Source organism: Paraburkholderia sp. MM5477-R1 (assembly GCF_050436385.1).
In the GTDB taxonomy this organism is placed as follows: domain Bacteria; phylum Pseudomonadota; class Gammaproteobacteria; order Burkholderiales; family Burkholderiaceae; genus Paraburkholderia; species Paraburkholderia tuberum.
Genome location: NZ_JBNDMC010000006.1, coordinates 1,218,829 through 1,231,293 on the forward strand (window position 1 = coordinate 1,218,829; position 12,465 = coordinate 1,231,293).

Annotated in this window: 12 protein-coding genes and 1 pseudogene; 9 read left to right on the forward strand and 4 right to left on the reverse strand. The window is 63.8% G+C overall.

Annotated features, from left to right (window positions below; genetic code table 11):
* The first annotated feature begins 28 nt into the window (after window positions 1–28).
* The 9 genes and pseudogenes from OKW35_RS23975 to OKW35_RS24015 form a co-directional block, all read left to right on the forward strand.
* On the forward strand, window positions 29–1,003 hold the full coding sequence (locus OKW35_RS23975) for a carbohydrate ABC transporter permease (RefSeq protein WP_184064375.1): 975 nt from the start codon (window positions 29–31) through the stop codon (window positions 1,001–1,003).
* Window positions 1,004–1,013: 10 nt separating this feature from the next.
* Complete coding sequence (locus OKW35_RS23980; protein WP_018423397.1) at window positions 1,014–1,865, forward strand: carbohydrate ABC transporter permease; 852 nt, start codon at window positions 1,014–1,016, stop codon at window positions 1,863–1,865.
* A gap of 179 nt (window positions 1,866–2,044) precedes the next feature.
* Entirely contained in the window at window positions 2,045–2,323 is a 279-nt protein-coding gene (locus OKW35_RS23985; RefSeq protein WP_429553879.1) for a hypothetical protein, read from the forward strand.
* A 45-nt stretch (window positions 2,324–2,368) separates the two neighbouring features.
* Window positions 2,369–2,701: a DUF2322 family protein gene (locus OKW35_RS23990; protein WP_184064378.1), complete on the forward strand. Its 333-nt coding sequence runs from the start codon at window positions 2,369–2,371 to the stop codon at window positions 2,699–2,701.
* 246 nt (window positions 2,702–2,947) lie between these two features.
* Window positions 2,948–3,199 carry a hypothetical protein gene (locus tag OKW35_RS23995; RefSeq protein ID WP_429553291.1) on the forward strand — a complete coding sequence of 84 codons (252 nt, stop codon included), beginning with the start codon at window positions 2,948–2,950 and terminating at the stop codon, window positions 3,197–3,199.
* Window positions 3,200–3,289: 90 nt separating this feature from the next.
* Window positions 3,290–3,433: a hypothetical protein gene (locus OKW35_RS24000; protein ID WP_167368704.1), complete on the forward strand. Its 144-nt coding sequence runs from the start codon at window positions 3,290–3,292 to the stop codon at window positions 3,431–3,433.
* Window positions 3,434–3,530: 97 nt separating this feature from the next.
* The gene (locus OKW35_RS24005; RefSeq protein ID WP_013092139.1) at window positions 3,531–3,758 is read left to right on the forward strand and encodes a hypothetical protein; all 228 of its coding nucleotides are present in this window, start codon (window positions 3,531–3,533) and stop codon (window positions 3,756–3,758) included.
* A gap of 353 nt (window positions 3,759–4,111) precedes the next feature.
* Window positions 4,112–5,056, forward strand: coding sequence for a peptidoglycan DD-metalloendopeptidase family protein (locus OKW35_RS24010; RefSeq protein WP_429553292.1), 945 nt, complete (start codon window positions 4,112–4,114; stop codon window positions 5,054–5,056).
* An 898-nt stretch (window positions 5,057–5,954) separates the two neighbouring features.
* A pseudogene (locus OKW35_RS24015) lies at window positions 5,955–6,392 on the forward strand (sterol desaturase family protein); the annotation flags it as partial.
* Window positions 6,393–6,575: 183 nt separating this feature from the next.
* Here the strand turns inward: OKW35_RS24015 and OKW35_RS24020 are convergent.
* From OKW35_RS24020 to OKW35_RS24035, 4 genes are all read right to left on the reverse strand, one after another.
* Window positions 6,576–7,721 carry an MFS transporter gene (locus OKW35_RS24020; protein WP_429553293.1) on the reverse strand — a complete coding sequence of 382 codons (1,146 nt, stop codon included), beginning with the start codon at window positions 7,719–7,721 and terminating at the stop codon, window positions 6,576–6,578.
* Window positions 7,718–8,512: a DeoR/GlpR family DNA-binding transcription regulator gene (locus tag OKW35_RS24025; protein ID WP_429553294.1), complete on the reverse strand. Its 795-nt coding sequence runs from the start codon at window positions 8,510–8,512 to the stop codon at window positions 7,718–7,720. Before OKW35_RS24025 ends, OKW35_RS24020 begins: the two co-directional genes overlap by 4 nt.
* 99 nt (window positions 8,513–8,611) lie before the next feature.
* Window positions 8,612–10,114: a PepSY-associated TM helix domain-containing protein gene (locus OKW35_RS24030; RefSeq protein WP_429553295.1), complete on the reverse strand. Its 1,503-nt coding sequence runs from the start codon at window positions 10,112–10,114 to the stop codon at window positions 8,612–8,614.
* A 70-nt stretch (window positions 10,115–10,184) separates the two neighbouring features.
* Window positions 10,185–12,464: a TonB-dependent receptor gene (locus OKW35_RS24035; protein WP_429553296.1), complete on the reverse strand. Its 2,280-nt coding sequence runs from the start codon at window positions 12,462–12,464 to the stop codon at window positions 10,185–10,187.
* Between the last annotated feature and the right edge of the window lies 1 nt (window position 12,465).

Here is a 12,465-nt window from a genome sequence, read left to right on the forward strand (position 1 = left end):
TGCATCGGATTGGATCGGGAGATTGATCGTGTCGCATTCCGTCAGCCGTCGTAGCGTCGACGGTCCTGTTGAACCCGGCGGCCCGGGCTTGCCGGCGTCGAGCGGTGCGCTGAGCGGCGCGTCCGTCGCGTCGCGCCGGCGCGGCCCGACGCCGACCGCACGGCGGCAGCGGCGCGCCGCGTTCCTGTTTCTCGCGCCGGCCTGCTTCATGGTGGCCGTGTACGTGGTGTGGCCGATCCTCTCGACGATCCGCCTGAGCTTCTTCAACTGGGATGGGATGACCGAGCCGACCTTCGTCGGCCTCGCGAACTATATCGAGCTGGTCCATACGCCCACCTTCTATACGGCGCTCAAGAACAACCTGATCTGGCTCGTGCTGTTTTTGCTCGCACCGCCGATGGGCCTCGCCGTCGCGCTGTATCTGAATCAGGCGGTGGCGGGCATCCGCATCGTCAAGTCGCTGTTTTTCGCGCCATTCGTGTTGTCGGGCGTCGTGGTCGGACTGATCTTTTCATGGTTCTACGATCCGACCTTCGGCCTGCTCGCGATGATGCTCGGCCACGGCGTGCCGGTGCTCGGCGATCCGCGCTATGCGACGCTCGGCATTGTGTTCGCGGCGCTGTGGCCGCAAACCGCGTACTGCATGATTCTTTATCTGACCGGCTTGACCACGTTGAACGCCGAGCAGATCGAAGCTGCGCGAATGGAAGGCGCGCAGGGCTGGTCGATGCTCTGGCATGTCATCCTGCCGCAGTTGCGGCCCACGACGTTCATGGCGATCGTCGTGACGATCATCGGCGCGCTGCGCAGCTTCGATCTGATTTCGGTGATGACGGGCGGCGGTCCGTTCGAAAGCTCGACGGTGCTCGCCTATTTCATGTACGACCAGGCGATCAAGTACTACCGCATCGGCTATTCGGCGGCGATCGCGGTGGTGCTGTTCGGCATCATGCTCGTGTACATCGTCTATCACCTGCGGCGGATGCTGCGCGCCGAGCAATGAGGAGCCGCTGATGTTTCCGATTCCGATCGACAAATGGAAGCCGGCCACGCGCCGCGCATACAAACTGACATTGCCGATTGCACTCGTGATCTGGCTGTTGCCGATGATCGCGGTGCTGGTCACGTCCGTGCGTTCGACCGAAGAACTGAGCGAGGGCAACTACTGGGGATGGCCGAAGCACTTCGCGATGTTCGATAACTATCGCGAGGCATTGACGACGTCGCCGATGCTGCATTACTTCTGGAATAGCGTGCTGATTACGGTTCCTTCCGTAGTGGGTTCGATTGCACTTGCGGCGATGGCCGGCTTTGCCTTGGCGATCTATCGCTTTCGCGGCAATTCGACGTTGTTCGCGACGTTCGTCGCGGGCAACTTCGTGCCGATCCAGGTGTTGATGATTCCGGTGCGGGATCTGTCGTTGCAACTCGGTCTGTTCAATACCGTGAGCGCGCTGATTCTGTTTCATGTGTCGTTCCAGACCGGCTTTTGCGCGCTGTTTCTGCGCAACTTCATCAAGCAGCTGCCGTTCGAGCTGGTCGAGGCGGCGCGCATCGAAGGGGCGAACGAGTGGACCGTGTTCTTCAGGATCGTGCTGCCGCTGATTCGTCCGGCGCTCGCGGCGTTGGCGATCCTCGTGTTCACGTTCGTGTGGAACGACTATTTCTGGGCCTTGTGTCTGACGCAAGGCGATGACGCCGCGCCAATCACGGTCGGCGTGGCCGCGCTGAAAGGGCAGTGGACGACCGCGTGGAATCTCGTTTCGGCGGGATCGATTCTGGCGGCGCTGCCATCGGTCATGATGTTCTTTGCGATGCAGAAGCATTTCGTCGCGGGTCTGACGTTTGGCGCGACGAAGGGGTGATGCTGTTCACGCGTGGCGCTGCTGCGTAGAGAAGGGTTGCCCGCGGAAGCGGGCTTTTTTTTCGGCGCGGCGAACCGCTGCTCGCACGCGGACTTCTCGATCAACGCTTTTCAGCTGACGCCGGGTTGACCCGCTGCATAACGGCATTCAACGCCACGCGCGCACTATCGAGAGGCCGCTTGCCTTCGCCGACTTCGATCGCGAAGTCCAACTTCTGCTACCGGTATGGCTGCTACCCCTATCAACCATCGAACGAGGCCTTCCTGCCTGAAAACAGGAAGGAAGGCGCCTGCCGCTATCAGGCCGGATCGGCGTACTTCAGCGTCCACGTCAGCGTACGGCTGGCGCCGCCCGTCAACGCGAACGGGTTGGTCGTACAGGCGAAGTACACCAGGTATCAGATGCGCGTGCCGATCCGTCGTGGCCACCAATTCGCCCGCTCGCCGCCCATCGGATAAGATACGGCCCGCTATGCATTTTTTAGAACGGAAGGAGTGGTTTCAATGATCGAACCGAGCAACGTTTTCAAGGAAAATCTCGCCAGAATGCCGGCGATCGACGGCATCGCACGCATCGATCTGGTCAATGGCAGCGGTACCGTGGTCGCTAGCATCGAGAACAAACCTGGCAAGCAGGGCTCGCTCGCGGTGTACAACTACCTGCGCGGCGCGTTCGGCACGCTCGACGCGAAGGCGGCCGAACACGGCCTCGCGCTGTTTGCCGAGCATACGGCCGACGCGCGCAACCGTCCGGGCGCGCATCCGAACGTCGATCACCTGTTGGCGATTGCCGCCGGCGGCGAGGCATTGCGCATCGACGTTGTTCCGGCAGCTTGAGGCCGCTCAAAGTCTTTTCCGCGCCGGCAAGGTAGACGTTTTCCTGCCGCTGCCGCGAATTCCAACGCCCCGGCGACGGGATTTGCGGCCCACCTGCGCTAATTGCTTGGTAAAAACCCTCGTTTTTCCCGAAGCCCCCGGATTGGCTTCAGATTCGGCTTCTGTTCGGTGAATTGAAACACGGGGGGCGGCGCACACTGGGTTCGTCCCGTCGCGTATATCGCGCTTTTCCGTCAGGAGCCCCGGATGTCTTCCCGTCACAACAAACCCCACCGGTTCGACGCCGACCTGCCGGAACTCACCACCTCGGAACGGGATCAGCCGACGCCGGGTCCGGACGACCGCGCGATGCGCGAACTGCAACGCGGTTCCGAAGCCATCGTGCGTCTGGCCACGCAGGCACACGCGGCCGTCGCCCGAGAGCGACGAAGCCGGCGCGCAAGCCGCGCGCCAATCGCTCGAAACGCAGCTGACGTTTACGACCGCCCTGATCGATGAGCTGCTGTTCGGTGCGCCCGAGCGGTCCACGCTGCATTGACAGCCTACGCGGCAGCATCGCCGTACTATCCCGAAGTACCGGAAACTGACATGAGCGCTTTGACCGTCATTCTTTGCATCTGGGCCATGGTCGCGTTTTGCGCGGTCCTGTTCATCCGCGGCGCGAGTCCGCGCGTCGAGCGTGAGGCGGAGCAGCCGCGTGCTCGTCCGTCGCGCTATTCGATCGCCGAGTAACGCGCACGACCAACGACGCGGAACCAACGGGGTAACATGAGGAGCGCCGGCGCCACTGCCGGCCGGCACCGACGATGTTCCCCACGGAGGTTCCCGTATGGACACACATTCGATTCTCGGCATGCTGCATGCCGAAGAGGCTTTGCTGGTCTCCATCGTGCGGTCGCTGCCCGACGATATCAAGCGCAGGATCGCCAACGACTTTCACGAGCAGGCGCAACTCGCCGAAAGCTCGCATCTGAATCCCACCACGAACCGCGAAACGAGCGACGCGTTCAAGGCCCATGTCCGACGGCTGTCGAACATGCTTGCTTCGTTGTCGTAACCCGGTCGACGTCCGCGCGGCCGAGTCGAATATTCCGGCTTGTTGTCTCGTCGGCGCAGCGCGATTGCGCCGTCATGCCCGTCGTGCCTCAGCGGCCAAAGTTCGAGCGCGCGCCCTCGCCGCATCGCAGGCTCATTTGGGGGCAGCTTAAGGCTGACTTAAGAAAGCAACCATAGGCTGCCCCGAGCCTCATGCAGCGTCTTACGCAGTGTCTGGAGACGCTGATTCAACGAAACCACCTCGCCGTGCGTGCCTTTCGCGCATGCGATGGTCGACAGTCGTTCCTGACCATGCCTCTATCTGTAGCTCGTCTTCTGTCGGGGCGCGCCAGCAAAATCATTGTCGTATGCGCAATGAGCTCGGCGTGCGCCGCCTATCTCGTCACTCATGAACGCGCCGCGCGCAACGGCGACCCCGACGTCTCGCTCCTGAGCAAGGACTCGACGCAGGCCGTTGCCCGCGTGCCGATACCGGCGTCGGCACCCGCACCGGTCGTGCCCGCTGCGCAAGCCCCCGCGTACACCGTGAGGGAAGCGCCGGTCGAGCGTACATTCGCGGCGGCCGCGCAGAGCATCGGCGTCGATGCGGGCACCACAGCCATTCTGTCGCGTGCGTTTCGCGACGAGCTCGATCTGTCGCGCGATCTGCAACCTGGCGACCGCGTGAGCGCCGTATTCGACACCGGTAGCGACAACAGCAAAGACGCATCGCGCGAACCGCTCGCGGTGCGCATCATGCGAGGCTCGACCGCGCACGACGTGTTCCTGCAGAAAAATCTTCACGGCCAACCGGTCTACTACTCGAAAGACGGCGTCAGCGCAGGGCCTGCGTTCGAGCGCTATCCGCTCGACTTCACACGCGTGTCGTCGGCTTTTTCGTTGCGCCGCTTCGATCCGGTGCTGCATCGTTGGCAAAGTCATGACGGTGTCGACCTTGCCGCGCCGGTTGGCACGCCCGTGCGTGCCACCGCGCGCGGCGTAATCCGCTTTATCGGCCGTCAGGCCGGTTATGGCAACGTGGTCGTCATTCAGAACCCCGCACCGTTTTCTACGACGTTCGCGCATCTATCGCACTTCGCGAAAGGACTGCGCTCCGGCAGCCGCGTAATGCGCGATCAGGTGATCGGCTATGTCGGCAAGAGCGGTTGGGCAACCGGACCGCATCTGCATTTCGAGGTCCACGTGAACGATGTGCCGCAGGATCCGCTCAAGGTTGACCTGCCGCAGAAGAGGTCGCTTGCCGGCGATGAATTGCGGCAGTTCGAGTCGCGTGTCGCGCAATTGACCGCGCTGCTGTAAGCCGCTTGCCGTCTCAACTTTGCGACACGCCGGTCCGCATGATTCAGGCGCGCTTTCGTCGCATGACGTGTCGGCATGTTGACCGGTACGGGTCGCAAACCTTGGTCCGTCAATGCGCGTTCGGGTATTCCCGCGCGCGTGGAACGACGTGTACGAGCCAGCACGAAGGCGTCGGGGCATCCCCGCGGCGTCTCATTTCCGATGCATTGCGTGCGATCAGGCCCGCTTCGAAGTGCCCCGGCAGGCATTTCTCCATACGTAGCAGGCCTTCATTCCAGCATGGCATAGCCATTGCAATGACGAATGCACAAGAACTACACATGTTGCAGCCGGAATTTCACGCAGTGAACAAATGCCGACGGCAGCAAAAGTCTCGCGATTCGCGCTCGGGGAGCTTGGCGCAACTTGCGAGGTGCGGCGGGGCCAATAGCAAACGGATGTCGACAAACAACGACGACGCGAGCGGACGATACGGCTGCATCTAACGTCCGCTCGCGATCGTGACGGCGTGAAGCGATGACCCCGCCATTTTTTTCCGTGCTTGCGGGTGAAGCTGAATTCGCGGCGGGCCCCCGCTAAAGGGCGCTTGCGTGCGGGCCGGCGGGCTGCGAAGATCATGCTAACGACCGCCGCATCAGGGAATTTCATGTTAGCGTCGAGCCCGTTTCCCGCATTGCTGCACCACGCGAGCCTATGGCTGCAAGCCTACGCGCTCGTGCTGGTCATGATGGGCGTCGGTGCGTTGCTCGAGCGTCGCTGGCCAGCCGCATTGCTGCAATCGCGCGCGGGGCAGCGTCTGAACATGGCGTATGCGGGCCTGTATCTGGCGTTGGCGGAAGCCACGAAGCCGCTGACGGCAGCCGCGAGCGTCGCGATCGTCAATGCACTCGGCGGCGGGATGGTGGTGCTGGTGTCGCGCGGGTGGGGCGCGCTAGCTTCGTTCGTGATCGTGCTGCTGACGATCGATTTCCTCGAATACGCGTTTCATCGCTTGCAGCACACATGGCCCATCCTGTGGAAGCTGCATTCGCTGCACCATAGCGCGGTGGATTTCAACGTGACGATCACGTTGCGGCATCATTGGATAGAAGTGCTGCTCAAGGGCTGCCTGCTTTATCCGCTCGTCGGCGTACTGTTCAAGGTCGAGCCGTGGATCGTCGGTGCGACCTCGATCGTGTTCATGTTCGGCAACTACTTCGCGCATCTGAATCTGCGCATGGACCTTGGCCGCTACGTCACGTGGGTCAACAATCCGCAGTATCACCGGCTGCATCACTCGATTCGCGCCGAGCATTTCAATCACAACTTCACGCAGCTATTGCCGATGTGGGATCACGTGTTCGGCACGCGTTGGGTGCCCGCGAAACACGAGTGGCCGGCCACCGGTCTCGACGATGGTACGCAGCCGAGCTCGCTGCTGGGCGCGTTCAGCTGGCCATTGGGTCAGCATGCGGCACGCGATGCGTTACCCGTTCGCAAGCCGCTTGCCGTGCTCGACAAGAAAGCGAAATAACGCTGGCTAGGCGGGTTGCGCGGCGCGCACCGCCTTGCCGCCCAGCAGCGACACGATCAGCGTGGCCATCACGAGCACGCCCAGCGCCGCGCGCAGGCCAACCACGCCGGCACCGAAACCAATCAGCGGCGGCCCGACCAGAAAGCCCGCATAGCCGAACGTGGCCGCCATCGACACGCCGATCGCCGGCGTCGCGTTCGAGCGACCCGCCGCGCTGAAAATCACCGGAACGATATTCGCGAGACCGATGCCGACCATCGCGAAGCCGACGCACGCGGTCAGCACCGTCGGCAGGCTCAGCACGAGCGCGAGTCCGGCGAGCGCGATCAGACCGCCGAGCGCGACGACCTTGCTCGAACCGAAGCGCCGCACCGATGCGTCGCCGGCGATCCGGCAGGCCGCCATCGAAAACGCGAACGCGGAGTAGCCGATCGCGGCGACGCTCGCTTCCTGGTTCAATGTGGAGCGCAGGTACACCGCGCTCCAGTCGGCCACCGCGCCTTCGACGAGCATGCACATGAACGCGAGCAGCGCCAGTTTCATCACGCTGCTGTCGGGCCATGCGAAGCCGCTCGACGCGGCGGCCGCGCGCGGACCGATATCGCGCAACGCAAACGACGCGGCGAAAATGATCAGGGCCGCGATCAACAGATCGGGCGCGAACAGCCCGCCCACGACGCCGACGCCGCCTTTCTGCAACATCGCGCCGCTCGCCGCGCCAAGCAGGCCGCCCGCGCTCCACGCGGCATGAAACGACGACATGATCGGCGCGCGCCAGCGTGTTTCGATCGCGCTCGCATGTCCGTTCATCGACACGTCGAGCGCGCCGTTCGACGCGCCAAGCGCAAACAGCACCACGCACAACGTCAGCATGCCCGGCGCGAGCGCGGGCAACGGCAGCGCGATCGCGAATGCCGCGCCGAGCAGCGCGGTGGCGCGGCCGCTGCCGACGCGCGGCGCGAGCTGTCCCGCCAGCGGCATCGCAACGATGGCGCCGAGCGCGAAGCAGAACAGCGCGATGCCGAGCGAGGTGTCGCTGAGCGCCAGGCTTTCCTTGATGCGCGGCACCTCGACCGCCCATGCGCCGATGCCGAAACCGTTGGCGAGAAAGACGGCGAGCGTCGCGATGCGTTCCCTGACGAGCGAGCTCATGGGCGTGCCGCCATCACGTTATCGCAGACGGCCCGCAGGCTCGCGACACGCGCGTCCGGCACGTCCGCTTCGACGAACAGATAATCGACGGCCGAAACAGGCGCTACCGCGAACGGCGCCGCTGTCATGAGCTTTTCCGAGGTCAGTGCGATGGCGATCTGGCTACTCGCTTTGACCATCGCGCGTTTCAGTTCGGCGTCCTCTGCGTCGAATACGGCGACGCCTTCGTCGGGGTCGAAGGCGCAGGCGCCGAGAAAACAGAGGTCCGCGCGGATCTGCTGGATCTGCAGCAGCGCGGTCGCGCCGAGCGAGCCCGCCGCGCCGCCGGCGATGCGGCCGCCGATCAGGATCACGTCGATACCGGGGCGGTTCAGCAGCCGCGCGCAGGCCTCGGGCGAATTCGTGACGATGGTCAGGCCGGCGTTGTCGGGCAGCGCCGACGCGATCGCGACGTTCGTCGTGCCCGCGTCGAGCAGCACGATCTGCTTCGGACGAACGATCGATACGGCCGCCGCGGCTAGGAGTGCCTTGCGATCGACGGCCTCATGCATGCGCAGCGCCGCGGGTTTGTCAGCGGGCGACATCAGTAGCGCACCGCCGTACACGCGCTTGCAGTGCCCCTGATCCGCGAGATCGCGCAGATGACGGCGCACGGTGTGCTCGGAGATCTGCAGCTCGGCGGCCAGCTCAGCCGCGAGCACGCGACCATGCGTGCGCAATCGCTCCAGAATCAGTGCTTCGCGCTGCTCGGGCAGTAGCCCGTTGATTGCATCTTCCCGGGTTCGCTGCATGGATCTCGTCTCCGTTTCGGCGTGAATCGATCATAAGCGAGCAAAATATATCGTAAACGCTCGTGAGGCACAAGCGGTGCGCCCCGGCTCGTCTTGATCTCACGCCACGCCGTTCGGTTCCGGTCGTGAGTCACGGCCGAAAACCAGCCGGTCGAGCAGCCACACCGCGACGAGCGTTGCGCCCATCAGCGGGAAAACGACGCCGAGAAGCGCGAGGCCGGTTGTCCAGCCACGCATCGGCGGCGCGGCGCGCTCGCGCGACGGCGCGCCGAGCGAGCGTTGCGGCCGACGTTTCCACCACATCACGAAGCCGGTCACAGCGAGCGCGCCAAGGCCGAGCGAAATAGCCGCGCACAGTATCTGATTCGCGACGCCGAAGTAGCGACCCATATGCAGCGAGGTGCCGTACGACACGGCCTTCGCGATCGCGCCGTAATCGCCGTAGCGAATGTCCTTCAGGATCGCGCCGCTGTATTGGTCGACGTACAACGTGCGTTCGTCTTTGGGATTCGCGGGGAAATAGGAAAGCGTGTAGACGCCGGCTGCGGAGTTCGGCAGCACGATGCGGTAGCCGTCCGCGATACCGAGCGACGCGGCGAGCGCGACGATATGCCCGAGCGACAGAGGCTGCGCCGCGTCGGTGGCCGCGGAAGAGGGCACGCTCGCGTTGCCCACGGCCCACGGCGTCAGCGGCAACGGCAGGTCGTCCATGACCATGCCGGGCATCGAGTCCATGTCGGCGCGCGTGGCATGCGCGAGCGTGGCGCTCGCGTGGCCCGGGTGGTCCGAGGGCGTTCCCGGCACGATGGAGCGCAACGGCAAACCGCCCCACGCGCCCGGCGGAGCGCCAAGCTGCGTCGCGGTCGCGAACGCCTTGAACTGCTTGCCCCACGAGCCGGTCCACGGCAGCCCCGTCAATACGAACGCAAGTGCGCCAAGCGCGAGCCAGATGCCGATCACCGCGTGAAGACTTTTCCATAGCGGACGTCCTTTCAGCGCCAGGCGCGGCAGCAGCACCGCGCGCGCGGTCGTTTTGCCGCGCGGCCACCATAGTGCGACGCCGGTGCCGATCATCACGAGCGTCCAGCATGCGGCCAGTTCCATCAGCAGTTCGCCGGGCTTGCCGAGCAGCAGCTTGCGATGAAGCATGCGATCCACCTGCATCAAGCGATGCTCGACGCTCAGCGTGCCCAGCACCTCGCCGCTATACGGATTCAGATAGATGCTCTGCTGCGTGCCGTCCGCGAGACGAAATACGAATTCCGCGCTGCGTTGCGGATCGCGCGTGATCACGGCGGTCGTCGCGATCGAGCCGGGCGGCATCGCCGCGCGCGCTTTCGCGAGCAGCGCGTTGTCGGCCAGCCTCGGCACGGCTTGCGGTGCGACGACCAGTTGCTGTCGATAAAGCAGCGGCTCGATCTGCGGCTGGAAGCAATACAGCGTGCCGGTGATGGCGAGCACGAGTAGAAAAGGCATCACGAAGAGGCCCGCGTAAAAGTGCCAGCGCCACAGGGTTCGATAGCCTGGATGTGTCGGGCCGCTCGTGGCGGCGGTTGTACCGTTCTGCGCGCGCACGCGTTCGGCGGTTCGAGTCGTGGACATGAAATCCTCGTCGGGCAAATGGGGCGATGGTTCGTGTGCGACAAGCGGTTTGCCGCGTCTTGCATCAGGCTTAGATATGCAGCTTCGCTTCGACATAAAACGTGCGGCCCGGATACGGGTGGTAGACGAAGTAGCGCGCGTCGAACAGGTTGTCGACGCCGATGCCGAGTTCGCTGAGCTTCGTCGGCTTGAACGTGAACTTCGCGTCGACAACCGTGTAGGTGCTGGTGCCGCCGAACACGTTGGGGTTCGTGTCGGTATTCGTCAGCGTGTTGTACTGACGACCCGAGTAACGCGCGGCGAGCGTCAGCGCCGCGCGCGCGTCGAAGTGATACGTCGCGGCAAGATTCGCGCGCCACAGCGGAATGCGGTAGAAGTACTTGCCGACCGAGGCCGGATTCCGTGCGTTCTCGAGGATCTTCGACTGCGTGTACGCGACGCTCGCGAGCAGATCGAGCCCGCGCACGAACACGTCCTCGCCCGAATAGCTTGCTTCGACGCCGCGCGAGCGAACCTTGCCGATGTTCTGGAAGTTCGTCACGCTCGGAATCACGGTGGTGTCGGTCTGACTGAAGATCGTGTTCTTCACGTCGTCCTGAAACAGCGAGAAGCGGAACACGCCATTCCAATGCGCCCATTCGGCGCTCAGCTCTTTCGACAGATCGTCTTCGGGCTGCAAATATGGATTGTTGTTGACGATCGCGGAGCCGTTGATTTGCCCCTGGAACAGTTCGCTCGCGGTCGGAAAGCGATACGCGCGAGCGATCGACGCGCGCAAAGTCAGCTCGTCGCTGACATCGAACGATAACGACGCCTTCGGCGAAAGGTGGCGCTGGCTGGCATCGCTGTACGCGATCGTCGTGCCGGGCAGCGACTGTGCGCCATCGTAGGCTTGCCAGTCTTCATAGCGCGCGCCGTAGACGAGCTTCCAGCGCGGCAGAAAGCGCCACGCGTCCTGCGCATAAAGAGCTTGCGTCTGCGTCTTGCCGGTGAACGCGTTGGCGAACGAGGTCGCGTCGCCGTCGCGCCAGTTCAGCGTGTTGTAGGTCTGGTTGTCGACGAAGTAGTTGTCGTAGTGGTAGCCGACGCTCAGTGCGTGATTGGCCAGTCCTGGCTGGTTCGTCGCGGGCGTATAGGTGCCGCGCAGGTCCAGCGTCTTCCAGCCGGTGCCGTCGTTGAACAGCACAGTGCCGGGGCCATTGCCCGGGCCGCCGGCATTCGCGGTGCGTGCGACGCCATTGCCGATGTCGTAATACGAGGCGATCGCCTCGCCGTTCCAGCCGGTCGCGTTGCGCGTTTTCAGCGACACGCCGTAGAGCCAGTTCTCGCTGTGCCCGACACCCGGCGCAAACGCGGCCGCCGGAATCGTGTAGTGGTAACCGTTGATCGATACGTTGCCGCTGTACACAGGGTTGCCGGCCGCGTCGCGCAGGAACGTCGATGTTTCGCTGTTGTACGTCTGGTGCCAGTAGCCGAGCGTGAAGCCGCCTTGCAGCGTCGGCGTGAAGTCGTACTGCATCTTCAGCTTGAACTGGTCCTGCACCGTGTGCTCGATGCCTTCGCCGTTCACACCGAGCACGGCCGTCGGCGCATTGGTCTGGTTGTTGTAGAAATAGGCGCCGGTGACGGGCGTGTCGCCGGCCTTTGCGGGCGTGGTCGATTTAGCGAGTGTTGCGAATTGCAGCGGCTGACTCGTGTTCTCGAGATGATTGACGCCGAGCCGGTACGAGAACTTGCCGATGCTATCGCCGATCGACGCGCTCGCTTCGCTGCCGTTGAAGCTCTGGTTCACGCCGAACAGGCTGAAGTGCTGCGTGAATGCCTTCACGTCGGCGTTGGCCTCGAACTGCTTTGGCATGCGCGTGCTGATCAGCACGGTCGCGCCGAGCGAATTGCCCGGATACAGCGCGGAAAACGGCCCGTAGATTACGTCGACCTGCTGGATTTCGTCGGGATACACCATCGACCAGCGCGGCGGAAACGAATAGCTATTGCCAAGCAGGTTGCTCAGCAGCAAGCCGTCCGCATAGACGAGGCCGCGCGCGCTCTGCGTATTGCTGGTGCCGCGCACCGCGATGATCGAATTCAGATCGCCGGTAAAGCGCTTGCGTACCGCCAGGTTCGGCATGTACTTGAGCACGTCCTCGGTGTTGACGACGTTCCAGTTCGCGAACTGATCGCGCGTCACGGTTTCGACGGAGGCCGGCAGGTTCGGGTCGACGGCGCGCGGTGCGGCGCTCGCGCTTGCGCTTGCGCTCGCACTGACGCTGACGGCGGGCAGCGTCGCGTCGGTGTTTGCGTCGGCGGCATGCGTGGGTGTTGCAACGAAAGCCGGCACGAAGGCAGGCATG

What these genes read in the sequence shown, in the direction of transcription:
- OKW35_RS24010 (WP_429553292.1), top strand. Translation starts at nt 4,112, where the DNA reads ATGAGCTCGGCGTGCGCCGCCTATCTCGTCACTCATGAACGCGCCGCG.
- OKW35_RS24035 (WP_429553296.1), bottom strand. Translation starts at nt 12,464, where the DNA reads ATGCCTGCCTTCGTGCCGGCTTTCGTTGCAACACCCACGCATGCCGCC.
- OKW35_RS24005 (WP_013092139.1), top strand. Translation starts at nt 3,531, where the DNA reads ATGGACACACATTCGATTCTCGGCATGCTGCATGCCGAAGAGGCTTTG.
- OKW35_RS24025 (WP_429553294.1), bottom strand. Translation starts at nt 8,512, where the DNA reads ATGCAGCGAACCCGGGAAGATGCAATCAACGGGCTACTGCCCGAGCAG.
- OKW35_RS24030 (WP_429553295.1), bottom strand. Translation starts at nt 10,114, where the DNA reads ATGTCCACGACTCGAACCGCCGAACGCGTGCGCGCGCAGAACGGTACA.
- OKW35_RS24020 (WP_429553293.1), bottom strand. Translation starts at nt 7,721, where the DNA reads ATGAGCTCGCTCGTCAGGGAACGCATCGCGACGCTCGCCGTCTTTCTC.
- OKW35_RS23995 (WP_429553291.1), top strand. Translation starts at nt 2,948, where the DNA reads ATGTCTTCCCGTCACAACAAACCCCACCGGTTCGACGCCGACCTGCCG.
- OKW35_RS24000 (WP_167368704.1), top strand. Translation starts at nt 3,290, where the DNA reads ATGAGCGCTTTGACCGTCATTCTTTGCATCTGGGCCATGGTCGCGTTT.
- OKW35_RS23980 (WP_018423397.1), top strand. Translation starts at nt 1,014, where the DNA reads ATGTTTCCGATTCCGATCGACAAATGGAAGCCGGCCACGCGCCGCGCA.
- OKW35_RS23990 (WP_184064378.1), top strand. Translation starts at nt 2,369, where the DNA reads ATGATCGAACCGAGCAACGTTTTCAAGGAAAATCTCGCCAGAATGCCG.